This window comes from Pseudomonas sp. 8AS (genome assembly GCF_902506505.1).
Taxonomy (GTDB): domain Bacteria; phylum Pseudomonadota; class Gammaproteobacteria; order Pseudomonadales; family Pseudomonadaceae; genus Aquipseudomonas.
Genome location: NZ_LR733406.1, coordinates 978,830 through 995,247 on the forward strand (window position 1 = coordinate 978,830; position 16,418 = coordinate 995,247).

The 16,418-nt window shown below is 65.4% G+C and carries 13 protein-coding genes and 1 tRNA gene; 5 read left to right on the forward strand and 9 right to left on the reverse strand.

Annotated elements, in window-relative coordinates:
- Positions 1 to 83 precede the first annotated feature (83 nt).
- Positions 84 to 503 (reverse strand): pilin, encoded by a 420-nt coding sequence (locus tag GV001_RS04520; protein ID WP_160078455.1) that lies wholly within the window; start codon positions 501 to 503, stop codon positions 84 to 86.
- Between the two features lie 172 nt (positions 504 to 675).
- On the opposite strand from GV001_RS04520, the gene GV001_RS04525 reads away from it, so the two are divergent.
- Together GV001_RS04525 and GV001_RS04530 are read left to right on the forward strand one after the other, a co-directional pair.
- Positions 676 to 2,370, forward strand: a complete 1,695-nt coding sequence (locus tag GV001_RS04525; protein ID WP_160078456.1) for a PglL family O-oligosaccharyltransferase — start codon at positions 676 to 678, stop codon at positions 2,368 to 2,370.
- A 34-nt stretch (positions 2,371 to 2,404) separates the two neighbouring features.
- A tRNA-Thr gene (locus tag GV001_RS04530) sits at positions 2,405 to 2,480 on the forward strand.
- Positions 2,481 to 2,744: 264 nt separating this feature from the next.
- On the opposite strand, the gene nadC is transcribed toward GV001_RS04530, so the two are convergent.
- Complete coding sequence (gene nadC, locus GV001_RS04535; RefSeq protein WP_160078457.1) at positions 2,745 to 3,593, reverse strand: carboxylating nicotinate-nucleotide diphosphorylase; 849 nt, start codon at positions 3,591 to 3,593, stop codon at positions 2,745 to 2,747.
- A gap of 311 nt (positions 3,594 to 3,904) precedes the next feature.
- Here nadC and GV001_RS04540 point away from each other — a divergent pair, with 311 nt between their 5' ends.
- Entirely contained in the window at positions 3,905 to 6,223 is a 2,319-nt protein-coding gene (locus GV001_RS04540; RefSeq protein WP_160078458.1) for a DUF1631 domain-containing protein, read from the forward strand.
- A gap of 101 nt (positions 6,224 to 6,324) precedes the next feature.
- On the opposite strand, the gene GV001_RS04545 is transcribed toward GV001_RS04540, so the two are convergent.
- The 5 genes from GV001_RS04545 to leuS form a co-directional block, all read right to left on the reverse strand.
- Positions 6,325 to 7,608: a lytic murein transglycosylase gene (locus GV001_RS04545; protein WP_160078459.1), complete on the reverse strand. Its 1,284-nt coding sequence runs from the start codon at positions 7,606 to 7,608 to the stop codon at positions 6,325 to 6,327.
- Between the two features lie 45 nt (positions 7,609 to 7,653).
- Positions 7,654 to 7,809 (reverse strand): alternative ribosome rescue factor ArfA, encoded by a 156-nt coding sequence (gene arfA / locus GV001_RS04550; RefSeq protein WP_160078460.1) that lies wholly within the window; start codon positions 7,807 to 7,809, stop codon positions 7,654 to 7,656.
- A 107-nt stretch (positions 7,810 to 7,916) separates the two neighbouring features.
- A complete protein-coding gene (holA, locus tag GV001_RS04555; RefSeq protein ID WP_160078461.1) occupies positions 7,917 to 8,951 on the reverse strand; it encodes a DNA polymerase III subunit delta in 1,035 nt (344 codons plus the stop codon).
- 72 nt (positions 8,952 to 9,023) lie between these two features.
- Positions 9,024 to 9,635 (reverse strand): LPS assembly lipoprotein LptE, encoded by a 612-nt coding sequence (lptE, locus tag GV001_RS04560; protein WP_160078462.1) that lies wholly within the window; start codon positions 9,633 to 9,635, stop codon positions 9,024 to 9,026.
- Positions 9,636 to 9,705: 70 nt separating this feature from the next.
- Positions 9,706 to 12,318 (reverse strand): leucine--tRNA ligase, encoded by a 2,613-nt coding sequence (gene leuS / locus GV001_RS04565; protein ID WP_160078463.1) that lies wholly within the window; start codon positions 12,316 to 12,318, stop codon positions 9,706 to 9,708.
- 177 nt (positions 12,319 to 12,495) lie between these two features.
- Here leuS and GV001_RS04570 point away from each other — a divergent pair, with 177 nt between their 5' ends.
- Positions 12,496 to 12,951 (forward strand): hypothetical protein, encoded by a 456-nt coding sequence (locus GV001_RS04570; RefSeq protein ID WP_160078464.1) that lies wholly within the window; start codon positions 12,496 to 12,498, stop codon positions 12,949 to 12,951.
- Between the two features lie 45 nt (positions 12,952 to 12,996).
- A complete protein-coding gene (locus tag GV001_RS04575) occupies positions 12,997 to 13,758 on the forward strand; it encodes a YdcF family protein (RefSeq protein ID WP_160078465.1) in 762 nt (253 codons plus the stop codon).
- Between the two features lie 70 nt (positions 13,759 to 13,828).
- Here the strand turns inward: GV001_RS04575 and lnt are convergent, their stop codons facing one another.
- Together lnt and GV001_RS04585 are read right to left on the reverse strand one after the other, a co-directional pair.
- Positions 13,829 to 15,373, reverse strand: a complete 1,545-nt coding sequence (lnt, locus tag GV001_RS04580) for an apolipoprotein N-acyltransferase (protein ID WP_160083174.1) — start codon at positions 15,371 to 15,373, stop codon at positions 13,829 to 13,831.
- Positions 15,374 to 15,548: 175 nt separating this feature from the next.
- The gene (locus tag GV001_RS04585; RefSeq protein WP_160078466.1) at positions 15,549 to 16,388 is read right to left on the reverse strand and encodes an HlyC/CorC family transporter; all 840 of its coding nucleotides are present in this window, start codon (positions 16,386 to 16,388) and stop codon (positions 15,549 to 15,551) included.
- Positions 16,389 to 16,418 lie beyond the last annotated feature (30 nt).

Sequence of the window (16,418 nt, forward strand, 5' to 3'; positions counted from 1 at the left end):
CTGGCTAGGGCAGCTTAGGCTAAACGGCTTGGCAAGAAAAACAAAGGCGCCCGAGGGCGCCCTTGTTTTTGGAGCGTAACTGATTAGTTGCAGTTACGCGGCTTGAAGTCTGCATCCAGGTCGGTGCTGCAGGTCCAGGTGCCAGTGGTGTCGCGAGTCAAGCGAATGTACTTGCCGCTTGTTTTCGGGCCGGAAGTGCCAAAGAGGAAGTTAAGAGCGCCTGCGCCAGTGCTGGCGAATGCGGTGGATACAGAAATGGTGCCCAGTGGGCTGGCGGTGGATGCGGTGCCCAGGCGAGCCAGGTCGATACTGGCGCCGGAGAGGCCTTGGGCGTAGGCATCTTCAACACCGGTTTTCAGCGGGGCGATGGCGGCCAGGCCGGTTGCCGCTTCGGAGCGGCCGATGTAGTTCTGGTAGGCCGGGATGGCGATGGCGGCCAGGATGCCGATGATCGCAACGACGATCATCAGTTCGATCAGGGTAAAGCCTTTTTGCGCTTTCATAGAGTTTCTCCGTGGATGTGTTTACGACTGCATCGGCAGCTGACATGCTTCAAGCAAGAGTCTTGCCAGGTCTTGAAATGGCCGCTTGGGGGCTTGCGATGCGGGGCTTGCCGCTTGGCAGGTGACAATAAATGTCAGTGAGTGGCGAATTGTGCTGGATCAAGGTTTGAGTATGAAACTATGGGGGCTGGGGCTTGGGGCGGTGGCGCTGGCCTTGTGCTGGCCGCTGCATCTGTTTCCGATGCCCAATTTTATCGAGGAGCTGTTTGTCGGGCTGGCTGTGCTGGCCTTGCTGGCAGGCCTGTTCTGGTCGGCGCCCGGGATTTGCCTTTCGCCCTGGCTGCTGCTCTGGCTGGGCTATGGCCTGTTGCTGGCGCTTAATGGCGCATGGCATGCGGCAGCCTTCGTCTCGGGAGAGGTTGGCTACCTGGTGTTTTGGCTGAGCGGGTTGGCTGCGCTGTTGATCGGCGGCCAGGTGGATTGGGCCAGTGATAAGCCGGGGTTGCTGTTGGCGCGTATCCTGGCCGGCCTGGCTGTCGTGAGTGCTGTCGGCGGGGTGCTGCGTCACTACAACCTGCTGTGGTCCGGCCTGGGCTGGCTGGTTCCCGATGTGCCATCCAATCGCATGATCGGCTTGGTTGGGCATGCCAACTTTTTTGCCTATGTCTCCTTGATGGGTATTTTTGCGCTGGCCTGGCTATTCGAGAGGCGGCGCATCGGCTTCGCCTGGCTGCTCTTGTTGGGGTTGTTGCTGCTTTATTGCATCGCTGCCTCGGGAGGGCGTTCGGTCCTTGTGGCTTGGGCTGCGGTGCTGGCTGTGGCGCTCTGGAGTGGGCGTGCCACTGCTGCTTGGCGTTTTATTGCGGTGATCGCCGCCGGGTTGTTTGCCTATCTGCTGTTGCGCCCTGTCATGGGTGTCGTCGATGAGCTGTTGTCGGCTTATTTCGGTGGGGCACGTCTTGATCAGTCTCTTTTTGACATGGCTGGGCGTGGTCTGGATAGCTCCGGGCGGTTGCTGGAGTGGCGAGTGGCTTGGCAGTTGTTCTTGGATCACTGGCTGATGGGGGTGGGTGCGGGTAATTACGCGGGCGCCGCCTTTGTCAAGCATGTGGAGCTTGGCATCGCATCGCCGCCGGGGTTGTTTCTCCACTCGCACAACTCCGTGGTGCAGTTGTTGGTGGAGTTCGGCCTCTTGGGCGGCTTGTGGCTGCTGGTGATGGTCGCCATGGCTGTTCTTGGCCTATGGCATGCCTCGCGCCAGCGTGAGCGCATTCTGGCCGTGTCCATTCTGCTTGCATTTGCCATTTATGGGCTGTTCGAATTTCCCCTGTGGATGATGCCTTTCTTCATCTTGAATCTACTGCTGCTTGGAGTTCTTGGAGGGAGGGGCTGGGAGCTGAAGTTCCGCCTTGGGCGGCCTGTCGGGGTTGTCGTAGGGCTTCTGACTCTGGTTCTTGCTCTGATCTATGTTCCGTATGTCGAGCGCTTCTATTGGTCGTTCAAGCAGTATCTCGTTCGTGAGAAGGTGGAGGCGGTTGAATATCAATTCATCAACGCCATGTCTGCCGATCCTCTGCTGGAGCCTTACGCCTATTTCATTTATCTGGCGAATTTTGAGCTGTCACCGGCAACGCTCGATTTTGAGCGAGGGGTGCTGGAGCGGTTGCAGGCTTACAGGCCTAATCATCAGGTGCTGATACGCTTGGCCATCGTTTATGCGCTGCAGGGGGACAGTGAACGAGCGCAGAAGGTGATTCACGATATGCGCCTTTATTACGGCGGTCTTTATGATCAACAGCTCAAGGATGAGACAGCTGCTATCGCCAAGGGGTTCCCAGGCAAGGATCTTTCGCAGCTGTTGAAGTGAATATGGAATAAATGCTAGTTTTTCAAAGGGTTCCGCCGGTGTAGCTCAGTTGGTAGAGCAGCGCACTCGTAACGCGAAGGTCGCAGGTTCGATTCCTGTCTCCGGCACCACATATGAAAAAGCCCGCCAATTGGCGTAATGCTGTTCACTTAAGAAAAACGCCGCGACTCCCATTGGGGGCGCGGCGTTTTTCTTGGTCTGCTTTCTAGCTTTTGTGGGTCAATTTTTCAGCGCCGGCCCTCTCGGCATGGCTGAAAAACACAAAAAACCCGCTGCCAGATGACTGGCAGCGGGTTTCTGGAGTGTCCCGTCAAGCCTCAGATGCTTAAGTGAACAGCATTACCGCAAGCGGGGCTTTTTTGTGGCTGGTGCTTTTACAGGCTCAGTCGCATCGACAGGTCGATGGCCTTGATGTCCTTGGTCAGGCTGCCGATGGAGATATAGTCGACGCCGGTTTCGGCGATGGTGCGCAGGGTGCTTTCGTTGATGCCGCCGGAGGCTTCCAGCTTGGCGCGGCCGGCGGTGAGGCTGACGGCGGTGCGCATGTCGCCCAGGCTCAGTTCATCCAGCATGATGATGTTGGCCCCGGCATCCAGGGCTTGCTGCAGCTCCGCCAGGCTTTCCACCTCGACTTCCACCGGCTTGCCGGGGGCGATCTGTCGGGCGCTGGCAATGGCTTGGGCAATGCCGCCGCAGGCGGCGATGTGGTTTTCCTTGATCAGGAAGGCGTCGTACAGGCCGATGCGGTGGTTGTGGCAGCCGCCGCAGGTGACGGCGTACTTCTGCGCCAGGCGCAGGCCGGGCAGGGTCTTGCGGGTGTCGAGCAGTTTGACGGCGGTGCCGCGGACCATATCGGCGAAGTGCTGGCTGCGGGTGGCGACGGCGGACAGGCTTTGCAGGAAGTTCAGTGCACTGCGTTCGCCGCTGAGCAGGGCGCGGGCCGGGCCTTCCAGATGGAACAGCGCTTGATTGGCGCTGGCACGCTCGCCGTCGGCGACCTGCCAGCGCACGCTCACGCGCGAATCCAGTTGGCGGAACACTTCGTCGACCCAGGCGGTGCCAGCGATCACCGCGCTCTCGCGGGTGATGATGGTGGCGCGGGCCTGGCGTTCGGCGGGAATGAGCTGGGCGGTAATGTCGCCACTGCCGATGTCTTCGTGCAGGGCGCAACGGACATTGGCCTGGATCTCGGCGCCGAGTTCGGCAAGGGTAAGGTTGGGCATGGCTGCCTCCGCTGTCGGATGGCGCGATTATAGAGATAGCCGGCGGCTGGTGCAGGTGGGTGGCGGGGAATCTGTGCTCTTTCTGCTAGACCGATAAGGTGTGGCACTCGACAGTTGCCGACCGTTCGTAGGCTTGTCTTGTGCGGGCTGTGATCTGGGTCATGTCCGGAACGAGTGTGATTTGGTCATTCTGCATCCCTGCTTGATAATGAAACTTGCCATAATTTTTTGACGCCATGCATTTGGCGATTCAGCGCCCCCCCGTTGATTGTTTGCAGGCCGCCCGAGCTGGCTCCTGCGGGAGACTCGTAATGCAGACCGACGCGAAAGTGGTGCACCTGAACAGGGTCGCCCCTGAGCATTCGCCAACTACGCAGGCAGGAAGGCTTCCCGTGGCCCTTATCCAGGTGCGCGACAAGGCTGCTCTGCAGCTCAAGCAGGCGCTGCAGGCGTTGTTCGACAATGCCGACGACACACTCTTCGACATGGCCGATCGGGCGGCGAGCAATGCCGAACAGAATGCCTTCTTCGAAGCGATGCGCGATTTGCGTCTCAAGCGCAAGACGATCGAGCGGAGCTTCCTGCAGAAGGTCTTCGAGAGCTTCGCGGTCGTCAGTCAGTACCAGGTAGGCCAGGCCCCGCAGTTGGGTGGCGTGTCCTTCGAGAGTCTGTCGCTGGTACAGGACGATGTGCTGGAGGAGGCGGTTGCCCTGGATGCCATGGTGGCGCGGGTGATCAGCCGCGACGGGGTGGCGCTGGGCCACCTGACCACCCGCTGCAATGCCATCGTCAGCCAGAAGCTCGATGACAAGAGCAATCCGCTGGGCCCGCGCGTGCTCTGCGAGCAGTTCATGGCCGCCTGTGCCGGGCTCGGGGTGGAAATTCGCGTCAAGCTGATCGTGCTCAAGCTCTTCGAGAAGTATGTGCTGGCCGATCTCGACCAGCTGTATGCCGCGGCCAACCAGCAGCTGGTCGAGGCCGGCGTGCTGCCGGAGCTGAAGTCCGCACTGCCGGCCCGACGCAACGCCCCGGGCCGCGAGGCGCCGGGCAACCGGGCCGCCCGGGAGACGGCTGCGGCGAGTGATGGCGGCGCCGCTTTCGCCGATGAGGGCGTGCAGGAGGTCTTCGGCGCGCTGCAGGAACTGCTTTCTCACGTACGCGGGACCGCGGCCGTGCCGCGTCGTGCGGTGCCGGCCGATGCGCTGCCGATTTCCAGCAACGATCTGATGCGCCTGCTCTCGCATATGCAGCAGCGCCTGCCGGCCGATGGGGCGCCGGCCGCCGATGACTTCGACCTGCGCAACCAGCTGGAGCTGTTGCTGACCCGCGCCAGCGCCAAGAGCGGCAAGGCGCGCGTGGTCGGCGAGGTCGATGAGGATGTGATCAACCTGGTGTCCATGCTGTTCGAGTTCATCCTGGACGACCGCACCCTGCCGGATTCGCTCAAGGCGCTGATCGGCCGCCTGCAGATCCCGATGCTCAAGGTCGCGGTGCTGGACAAGACCTTCTTCAGCCGTGGCAGCCACCCGGCCAGGCGCCTGCTCAACGAGATCGCCTCGGCGGCGCTGGGCTGGAGCACCCAGGACGATGCCCGGCGCGACAGCCTGTTCCAGCGCATCGAGCAGGTGGTCCAGCGCCTGCTCAATGACTTCACCGACGATCCGAGCATTTTCGCCGACCTGCTCGCCGAGTTCCTCGCCTTCACCGGCGATGAGCGGCGCCGCAGCGAGCTGCTCGAACAGCGCACCCGCGATGCCGAGGAGGGCCGGGCCAAGGCCGAGCTGGCGCGCCAGCAGGTTGAGCAGGCGCTGAATGCCCGCCTGCTGGGCAAGACCCTGCCCGAAGTGGTGGTGCTCCTGCTGCAGCAAGGCTGGAGCAAGGTGCTGCAGCTGAGCTGCCTGAAGCACGGTGCCGAGTCTGCCGAGTGGCAGGCGGCGCTGGCAGTGATGGATGACCTGGTCTGGAGCGTCGAGCCGCACGAGGAGCCGGAAGACCGCCAGCGTCTGCTGGAGCTGGTGCCGAACCTGCTCAAGGCCCTGCGCGAGGGGTTGGCCGGGGCGGCGATCGATCCGTTCGTCACCAGTGAGTTCTTCAGTCAGCTGGAGTCCGTGCATGTGCAGGCCTTCCAGCGCTTCACGCGCGCGCCTGTCGAGCCCGAAGCGCTTGCGATGCCTCTGGCTGAAGAGGCTGGGGATGAGCTGCCGGACGATCTCGATGCCTTGCTCGAGTTGCCGGCTGCGGAGCCCGAGCCGGCGCTGCCGGCCATGGTCGAGGTGGTCGAGGAGATCATCCTGCTGGCCCCGGGCGAGCAGCGCGAACGCGAGCCCGAGATCAATCTGCCCGATGACGACGAAACCCTGCAGCAGGTCGACAGCCTGCGCGTCGGCAGCTGGGTGGAGATCATGGAAGACGAGGAGCACAAGCTGCGCTGCAAGCTGGCGGCCATCATCAAGCCGACCGGCAAGTACATCTTCGTCAACCGCACCGGCATGAAGGTGCTGGAGAAGACGCGCATGGGCCTGGCCGTGGAGTTCCGCCGCGCGGCGATCCGCATGCTGGACGATGCCCTGCTGTTCGACCGGGCCCTGGAGTCGGTGATCGGCAACCTGCGCAAGCTCAAGGGCGCCTGACCTTCAGCGTGGCCGAAAACGCCCGACTCGTGTCGGGCGTTTTCATTTGTGCACTGGCGGTGGCGGGCGTGCCGGACGGGAGGCAGGTTTCGTGGCGCCGGTTAGCGCAAGCGCTGCAGCAGCGCCGGGGTCGGGTAGCCGTCGGCCGGCAGGCCCTGGCTCTGCTGGAAGGCGCGAATCGCCTTGCGCGTGTTGGCGCCGATGATGCCGTCCGTCGGGCCCGGGCTGTAGCCCTTGGCCGCCAGACCCTCCTGCAGCTGCATGCGCTCGCTGCGGCCCAGCGGGCGGTCGCTGCTCGGCCAGTCGGCGAGGATCTGCCCGCCGCCGTTGAAGCGCTGGCCGAGCAGGGCCACGGCCAGGGCATAGGACGAGGAGTTGTTGTACCTGAGGATGGCGCGGAAGTTCTCCAGCACCAGGAAGGCCGGGCCGCGGTGGCCGGCGGGCAGCAACAGGTAGGCCTGGGCGTCGGGGCGCACCGCCACGGCGGGCACCTTGGCGCCACGTTCGATCCAGGCGCTCACCGGCATGCGCACGGCTTCGTCGGCCAGGGCATAGTCGAAGCCGCTGGGCAGGGCGACTTCCATGCCCCAGGGCTGGCCGAACTGCCAGCCGGAGGCCTGCAGGTAGTGGGCGGCGGAGGCCAGGGCATCGGCGCTGGAGTTCCAGATGTCGCGGCGCCCGTCGCCGTCGAAGTCCACCGCATGGGTCAGGTAGGTGGTGGGGATGAACTGGGTCTGGCCCATGGCCCCGGCCCAGGAGCCGAGCATGCGCCCGGGCTGGATATCGCCGCTCTGCAGGATCTGCAGGGCCGCCAGCAGCTGCTCCTCGGCGAACTGCGGGCGACGTCCCTCGTAGGCCAGGGTGGCCAGCGAGCGGATCACCGACTGCTCGCCCATAAACTGGCCGAAGCTGCTTTCCATGCCCCAGATCGCCACCAGGGTCTCGCGATCGACGCCGTAGCGCTGCTCGATGGCGGCCAGGGTGTCGGCGTGTTCGGCGAGCAGGGCCTGGCCCTTGCGCAGGCGGATCGGCGAGGTGGCGCCTTCGATGTATTCCCACACCGGGCGGGTGAATTCGGGCTGGCTGCGGTCGGCTTTGACCACGCTCATGTCGGGGCTTATGCCGCTGAAGGCCTGGTCGAACAGCTCGGCCTGGATGCCGGCACGTAGGGCCTTGTCGCGAAAACTCTGCTGCCAGTCGGCAAAGCTGATCGCCGGAGTCGGCTCTACTGCCGTGGCGAGCGGCGCGGCGGGGGCGCTCGCAACCTTGCTGGCCGGGCTGGCTAGCGGTGTCTGGCTGGCCTGGGGCGGGGTTTCGGCGCAGGCGCCGAGGAGGGTGGCGGCGATGAGCAGGGCGTACCGGCGGCCATTGGCGACATGGGGCATTGCGCGAATCTCGGGTCTTGGCGAACAAGGCGCGACCTTAACATTTCACGCCGCCATAAAGCACGAAGCCTCCCAGTTTTGCTGGGAGGCTTCGCGGCGGTAGCTGCCTTTGCCTTTCTTCGCCTGTTCCTGGCGGCAGCGGAACAGGGGTTGGGCGACTAGGGATTTGGCCTTGTTCGGCCGCTTGGCATTCTTGGCCATGGCATGTCCTCGTTGAGGCTCGCGGGATGCGAGCGCGCGGAGGATGCGCCGTTGGTCAAAAAATGTCCAGTAGGTGACTGATGTTGCGTGGTAGAGAAAGGCCCGGCTTATTCGCTGAGCGGCAGGCGCTGGCCGGCCATCAGCAGCACCAGGCGGCCCAGGCTGCTCCAGGCGTCGCCGGGGGCCTGGCCCTTGACCTGGGCGTCGATGCGCTGGGCGTCGATCAGCAGCTGGTTCCAGCGCGCCGCGGAGTCGCGTTGCAGGGCCTTGCTGACCAGCGGTCGGCGCTTGTCCCAGATCGGCGGGCGGGCGGCGGCGAAGGCCTTGTCCTGGGGCACGCCCTGGCCGATCTGCTGGGCCAGGCCGGCCAGCTGGCGCAGTTCGCGGGCCAGCATCACCAGGATGAACAGCGCCTCCTGGCCTTCGCCGCGCAGGCCTTCGAGCATGCGCAGGGCATGGGCCGCATCGCCGCCGAGCACCGCCTCGATCAGGCCGAACACGTCGTAGCGGGCGCTGTCGGCCACCGCGGCCTGCACGGTGGCGATGTCGATCTGGTTGCCCTCGGCGAGCAGCTTGAGTTTCTCGATTTCCTGGGCGGCGGCCAGCAGGTTGCCTTCCACCCGCGCGGCGATCAGCTCCAGGGCTTCCTGGCTGGCGGTCATGCCGGCCTGGGCCAGGCGCTGGCGAATCCACTGCGGCAGTTGGCTGGCCTCGACCGGCCAGATCTGCAGGAACTGGCTGTGCGGGCCTTCGATCAGGGCCTTGGCCCACTTGGTCTTCTGCGTGCTGCCGTCGAGCTTGGGCAGGCTGATCAGCAGCAGGGTGTCTTCCGGCGGGCGGCCGAGGTATTCGAGGATGGCGGCGGTGCCCTTGTCGCCGGGCTTGCCGTTGGCGATGCGCAGCTCGATCACGCGCTTCTCGGCGAACAGCGACAGGCTGGCGCCGGCTTCGTAGAGCAGGCCCCAGTCGAAGTTGGCTTCGGCGTGGAACACCTCGCGCTCGCTGAAACCCTGGGTGCGGGTGGCGGCGCGGATGGCGTCGGCCGCTTCCTGGCACAGCAGCGGTTCGTCGCCGCTGATCACGTAGACCGGGGCGAGGCTGCCTTGCAGGTGTTTGCCGAGTTGGGCGGGATTCAGTTTCATCGAAAGCCGAGTTTCATCGCGGGTCGGGCTTCATCACTTGCGACAAGGGCCGGTTACCCGGCCCTTGTCTGCTTACTGGCTGATCGGCAGCTGGATCGGCGACTGCAGCGGTGCCGACTCCTGCTCGGCACGGCGGGCGGCCGCAGCGGCCTCGGCTTCGGCCTGGGCCTTAGCTTCGGCTTCCTGCTGCAGCTGCTCGAGCTGGGCCGGGGTGATCAGCTGCAGGCGCAGGACCATCTGCTGCACCAGTTCGCGGCGCATTTCCTGGCGCAGCTGGCCGGATTCCTGGTCGGAGCCGATCAGGTTGTTCTCGTCGTGGACGTAGGTGGTCTGCACTTCCAGCTGGTCGTTGAGCAGCAGCAGGTTCTTCTCGCCGCGGATCTCGTAGTCCAGGGTGGTGGTCAGCTCGTACTCGGCGCTGCGCGCGTTGCTGGTGTAGCTGGCGGTGCGCTGGCTTTCCTTCTCGTTCGCCAGGCTCAGCGTGTAGGGTGCACCGGTGTGTACCTTGACGCCGCTGTTTTCGAGGGTCTGACGCACCTGCTTGACCGTGTCGCCGTAGGCGTTGCGTGCCTGCAGGTCGACTTCCTTGAGGGCGAAGTCGGCAGTGCCGGTGCCGCGCAGCTGGAAGCCGCAGGCGCTGAGCAGAACAGCCAGGCCGATTACCATCAGATTCCGTTTCATCATTCTCTATCCCCTTGGAGAGTCACGGCGCCATGCGGGCATGGCGCCGAGCTTAATCAGTTGGCAACCGTTTTCAATTAGCCACGATGTTGACCAGCTTGCCCGGTACGACGATGACCTTGCGGATGGTCACGCCTTCGGTGAAGCGCAGGACGTTCTCGTTGGCACGGGCGGCGGCTTCGACTTCCTCGCGGGAGGCCGCGGCCGGCACTTCGATCTGGCCGCGCAGCTTGCCGTTGACCTGGATCACCAGGGTCAGGCTGTCCTGCACCAGGGCCGATTCGTCGACCTGCGGCCACTGGGCGTCGATGATCGCGCCGTTGTGGCCCAGGCTGCGCCAGATCTCGTGGCTGATGTGCGGGGTGATCGGCGCCAGCAGCAGGGCCACGGTCTGCAGGCCTTCCTGCAGCAGGGTGCGATCCAGGGCGGCCTCGCTCGGCGCCTTCTCCAGCACGTTCATCAGGGTCATCACCTGGGCGATGGCGGTGTTGAACTTGTGGTGCTGGCCGATATCGCTGCTGGCCTGCTTGATGGCCAGGTGGATGGCGCGGCGCACGGCCTTTTGCTCGTCGCTCAGGGCATGCTTGCCGAGCGGGGTCGGGAGACCGCCGCTGACCAGGCTGTGGGCCAGGCGCCAGACGCGGCGCAGGAAGCGGTTGGCGCCTTCGATGCCGGCGTCCGACCATTCGCAGCTCATGTCGGGCGGCGAGGCGAACATCATGAACAGACGGCAGGTGTCGGCACCGTAGGCGTCGATCATGGCCTGCGGGTCCACGCCGTTGTTCTTCGACTTGGACATCTTCTCGGTGCCGCCGATTTCCACCGGCAGGCCGTCGGACTTGAGGCGAGCGCCTATGACCTTGGCCTTGGCGTCGCGCTCGACTTCCACGTCGGCCGGGTTGAACCAGTCCTTGCCGCCGTTTTCCAGGGTGCGGTAGTAGGTCTCGGCGACCACCATGCCCTGGGTCAGCAGATTCTTGAACGGCTCGTTCGAGCTGACCAGGCCTTCGTCGCGCATCAGCTTGTGGAAGAAGCGCGCGTAGAGCAGGTGCAGGATGGCGTGCTCGATGCCGCCGATGTACTGGTCCACCGGCAGCCAGTGGTTGGCCGCCTGCGGGTCGACCATGCCGCCGGTGTATTGCGGCGAGGCATAGCGGGCGTAGTACCAGGACGACTCGACGAAGGTGTCCATGGTGTCGGTTTCGCGCTTGGCCGCCGCGCCGCATTTCGGGCAGGTGCAGCTGTAGAACTCCGGCATGCGTGCCAGCGGCGAACCGGCGCCGTCCGGCACCACGTCTTCCGGCAGTACCACCGGCAGCTGATCTTCCGGCACCGGCACGTCGCCACAGGCGTCGCAGTGAATGATCGGGATCGGGCAGCCCCAGTAGCGCTGGCGGCTGATGCCCCAGTCGCGCAGGCGGAACTGGGTCTTGCGCGCGCCGTGGGCACTGGCTTCCAGGTCGCCGACTATGGCGTCGAAGGCGGCACTGAAGTCCTTGCCGTCGTACTTGCCGGAATTGAGGGTGGTCAGGCCGGCCTTGTCACCGTACCAGTCCTGCCACTGGCTGGCGTCGTAGGCCTTGTCCGCGGCGGCGTAGACCTGCTTGATCGGCAGGTCGTACTTGTGGGCGAACTCGAAGTCGCGCTCGTCGTGTGCCGGCACGGCCATCACCGCGCCTTCGCCGTAGCCCCACAGCACGTAGTTGGCGACGAACACCGGCAGCTTGTCGCCGGTCAGCGGATGGATGACGAACTGGCCGGTGGCCACGCCCTTCTTCTCCATGGTGGCCATATCGGCTTCCGCAACCGATCCTGCCTTGCATTCGGCGATAAAGGCGGCGATGGCCGGATTGCTCGCGGCGGCGCGCTGGGCCAGCGGGTGTTCGCCTGCCACGGCCACATAGGTGGCGCCCATCAGGGTGTCGGGGCGGGTCGAGTAGACCTTGAGCTGGCCGTCGATGCCGACGCTGGCGGCGTCGTAGTCGAACACGATGTCGGCACCGAAGCTCTTGCCGATCCAGTTGCGCTGCATGGTCTTGACCTGCTCGGGCCAGCCATCCAGTTCGTCCAGGCTACTCAAGAGCTCTTCCGCGTAGGCGGTGATCTTGAAGTAGTACATGGGGATTTCGCGCTTCTCGATCAGCGCGCCGGAGCGCCAGCCGCGGCCGTCGATGACCTGTTCGTTGGCCAGTACGGTCTGGTCGACCGGGTCCCAGTTGACGGTGCCGTTCTTGCGGTAGATCACGCCCTTCTCGAACAGACGGGTGAACAGCCACTGTTCCCAGCGGTAGTAGTCCGGCTTGCAGGTGGTGACTTCGCGGGTCCAGTCGATGGCCAGGCCCAGCGATTTCAGCTGGGTCTTCATGTAGTCGATGTTTTCGTAGGTCCACTTGGCCGGCGCGACCTGGTTCTTCATCGCGGCGTTTTCCGCCGGCATGCCGAAGGCGTCCCAGCCCATCGGCTGCAGCACGTTCTTGCCCTGCATGCGCTGGTAGCGGGCGATCACGTCACCGATGGTGTAGTTGCGCACGTGCCCCATGTGCAGCTTGCCGCTGGGGTAGGGGAACATCGACAGGCAATAGAAGGTGTCCTTGCCCGGCTGTTCACTCACGACAAAGGATTTCTGCGAGTCCCAGTGGGACTGCGCGGCGGCTTCGATATCACGGGGCGAATACTGTTCGTGCATGGCTACTTGGCTGGCAAAAAGGGGGCTTACAGGAAACGCGGTAGCATACATGACCCCCGGCGGCCTAGGGAAACCCAGATTGTGCGCCGCCGTTTGTCGCGGCACGCGGTCTGCCGCGGGGCTGGCGCTAAGCTTGGCTGTAAGGGGCGGGCTGGTGGCGTCCGGGCGAGGTGATGGATGGCAGAGTTGCGGCGTGCAGAGGCAGGAGGCGGGCTTTATGAGCGGCTGCTGCAGCGTCTTGCCCTGGCTCTGGATGAGGCGGAAACCGCCACTCGCCTGCGCGACATGGCACCGGTCGAGCTGGAGTTGCGCGGCCTGACGCCGGCAGAGCTGGAGCTGATCCGCGCCTACCTGGATCGTGACCTCAACTGGCTGCGTGGCTGGCATGCGGCAGCCGAGGAGCTGGCGCAGATCGAGCAGATGCCGGCGTCCCGCCCGACCAAGGTTCTGCGTCCGCCGGGCACGAGCAAGACCGCGCTGCGTGCCCAGGCCAGGCTCAGGCCGCTGCTCAAGCGGCGCCAGCAATTATGCTGCGCGCTGTGCGGGGCATCCGCCGAGTGGTTGCGCGGTGAGGGTGTGCTGCCCTGCAGTGCCTGCGGCTCCAAGCTGTTTCGCACCGGGCACGCGCACTGATTCCGGCGCGCCTCTGCTAGGCTGCGCGGGCACTTGGAGGTGCCCATGGAACTGCGCTTTATTCTCAAGCAATTGCTTCTTCCCCCTGGCGGCCTGTTGCTGCTGATCGTGCTGGCCTGGCTGTGCGCGGCGGCCCGCCCGCGTCTGGCTGTGGTGCTGCTGGTGCTGGGCGTCGGCGGTCTGTGGATGATGAGCCTGCCGGTGGTGGTCGAGTACGCCGCGCGCGCCCTGGAGCGTGAGCCGGCCCTGGCCGAGGCGCAGTGGGTGGCACTGGCGCAGCGGGCCGAGGTGATAGTCGTGCTCGGCTCCGGGCGCGAGGAGGCCGATCCGGCCTGGGGCAGCGACCAGCCCAGCGCCACGGCGCTGGAGCGCTTGCGCTATGCCGCGCGCCTGCATCGCGCCTCCGGATTGCCCGTATTGATCAGTGGCGGCCTGCATTATGGCGAGCCGCCCAGCGAAGCCGGGTTGATGGCCGAGGTGCTGCAGCGTGATTTCGGCGTGGCGACCCGCTGGCGCGAGGAGCGCAGCCGCACCACTTGGGAGAATGCCCAATACACGGCGGAGTTGTTGCGCGAGCAGGGTATCCGGCGGGTGGCGCTGGTGACCCAGGCGGCGCACATGCCGCGTTCGCGCTGGTGTTTCGAGCGGGCCGGGCTGCAGGTGGTGGCGGCGCCGCTGGGCTTTCTCGGCGTGGCCAATGCGCGGCCGCTGGGCGGCTGGCTGCCGGAAGGCAAGGCGCTGTGGCAGAGCACCCGGCTGCTCAACGAGGCGCTGGGGCTGGCGGTCTATCCGCTGCTGTATCGGTAGGTTGGGTTGAGGGGCGCAGCCCCGAAGCCCAACGTGCGGGGTGTTGGGCTTCGCTGCGCTCAACCGCAATCTACAGTTGAGCCGGGCTCATGGCCTGGTCGTTTGGCTCGCGCCGCCGTGCCCACAGGGCCCAGCCGAGCAGGGCCAGGCACACCCCGGCCAGCGGCCAGGCGCGCCAGACCAGATAGGGCGTCAGGCCCTGCATGGCCTGTACTTCGCCATACAGCACGGCCTTCTGGAACTGCGGGATCTGCGCGGTGATGCGCCCCTGCGGGTCGATCAGCGCGGTGACGCCATTGTTGGTGGCGCGGATCATCCAGCGCCCGGCCTCCAGTGCGCGCATCTGTGCCATCTGCAGGTGTTGCAGGGGGCCGATGGAGGTGCCGAACCAGGTGTCGTTGCTGATGGTCAGCAGCAGGTCGCTGCGCGCGGCCAGGCCGGCGGCGAATTCCGGGTAGACCACCTCGTAGCAGATGAACGGCGCGATCTGCAGGCCCTTGGCTTGCAGCAGCGCCTGGTCGGCCGGGCCGCGGGCGAAGTCGGACATCGGCAGGTCGAAGAAGGCGATCAGCCCGCGCAGCACGTCCTGCAGCGGCACGTACTCGCCGAACGGCACCAGCTTCTGCTTGAGGTAGGTGCCCTGGCCGTCGCCGACCACGGTGATGCCGTTGTAGTAGCGCTTCTCGCCCTGCTCGTTGGCCTGGCGGATCGGCACGCCGGTGATCAGCGCGGCCTGGCGCTCCTGGGCGACGCGGCCCATGAACTGCAGGTAGCCTTCGGCGAACTCCTTGAGCACCGGCACGGCGGTTTCCGGCCAGATGATCAGGTCGGCCGGCTGGCTGCCCAGGGTCAGGTCGCGGTACAGCTCCAGTTGGACGCGCAGCTGGGCCGGGTCCCACTTGAGGTTCTGCTCGACATTGCCCTGCATCACCGCGACTTTCAGCGGCGCGCCCTTGGCCTGGGTCCAGTTGTGCCCCTGCAGGGCCAGGCTGGTCAGCCACGGTGCCAGCAGCAGGGCCAGGGCCGTGGCCAGCTGCGCCTTGCTGCCGCGCAGGCGCGGCAGGTTGACCAGTAGCGCGGCGCTCAGGGCCAGGCTCAGGGACAGCAGCCACAGGCCGCCGATCGGCGCCAGGCTGGCCAGCGGGCCGTGCAGCTGGCTGTAGCCGGCATACAGCCAGGGAAAGCCGGTGAGGAACCAGCTGCGGAACGCTTCCTGGGCCAGCCACAAGGCGGCGAAGGCCAGGGCGTCGGCCAGTGGCACCTCGTTGCGGCGCAGCCAGCGCGCCCACAGCCAGCCGCTGAGGGCGAATAGCAGGCCGAGGCCGCCGACGAAGCCCAGGGTCAGCGCTGCGGCCAGTGGCGGCGAGGCGGCGCCATAGTCGTGGATGCTGACGTAGACCCAGCTGGTGCCGCTGAGGAACAGGCCGAAGCCATAGCTCCAGCCGCGCAGCAGTGCCTGGCGCGGCTTGAGGTCGCGCAGGCCGAGGTAGAACAGGGCGATCGAGACGATGGCCAGCGGCCAGATATCGAAGGGGGCGAGCGCCAGGGTGGTGAGGGCGCCGGCGGCGATGGCCAGCAGGTTGCCCGGCCAGCCGGGTTGGGTGATCCAGCGCATCATGCGTCCTTGATCAGGGGAAATCAGGCGGGCAAGGGTACTGGATGGGCGGGGAGGCTGGAAGTCGAGCGGTTCTGGGTGGCGATGCCTGGTCGTGGCGGGCAGTGTTGTCGCGGCCGGGGCCGCTTTTGCCAGTGCGCAGCCCGGATTGCGCCCGGGCTGCGGGGCGAAGCGCTTAACGCTCCAGTGGGGTCAGGCGCAGCAGGTGGATGCGGCGGCTGTCGGCGTTGAGCACACGGAAGCGGTATTCGCCGATCTCGGTGATTTCGTTGCGCTTGGGCAGGTGGCCGAAGGCGCTCATCACCAGGCCGCCGACGGTGTCGAACTCGTCGTCGGGGAAGCCGGTGTCGAAGGCTTCGTTGAAGTTCTCGATCGGCGTCAGCGCCTTGACCAGGAAGTCGCCGGACGGCAGCGGCTTGATGTAGCTGTCTTCCTCGACGTCATGCTCGTCCTCGATCTCGCCGACGATCTGCTCCAGCACGTCCTCGATGGTCACCAGTCCGGCCACGCCGCCGTATTCGTCGATGACCACGGCCATGTGGTTGTGGTTGGCGCGGAACTCGCGCAGCAGCACGTTGAGGCGCTTGGACTCCGGCACGAAGGTGGCCGGGCGCAGCAGGTCCTTGATGTTGAACGGCTTGCTGCCGTCCTGCAGGATCAGCGGCAGCAGGTCCTTGGCCAGCAGGATGCCGATCACCTCGTCGATGCTTTCGCCGATCACCGGGTAGCGCGAGTGGGCCGAGTCGATGATCGCCGGGAGGAATTCCTGCGGCGTCTGGCAGGCCTTGATGCTGACCATCTGCGAGCGCGGCACCATGATGTCGCGCACCTGCAGGTCGGCGACCTGGATGGCGCCCTCGACAATGGCCAGCGCTTCGCTGTCGAGCAGCTTGTTCTGGTGTGCGTCACGCAGCACTTCCAGCAGCTCCTGGCGGTTTCTCGGCTCATGAGCAAAAGCCTGGGTCAGCTTGTTCAGCCAGGACTTCTGCTCGTTGCTCGATCGGTCTTCGCTCATGGTGTGTGTCTCAGGGCCTTCTTCGTTGGG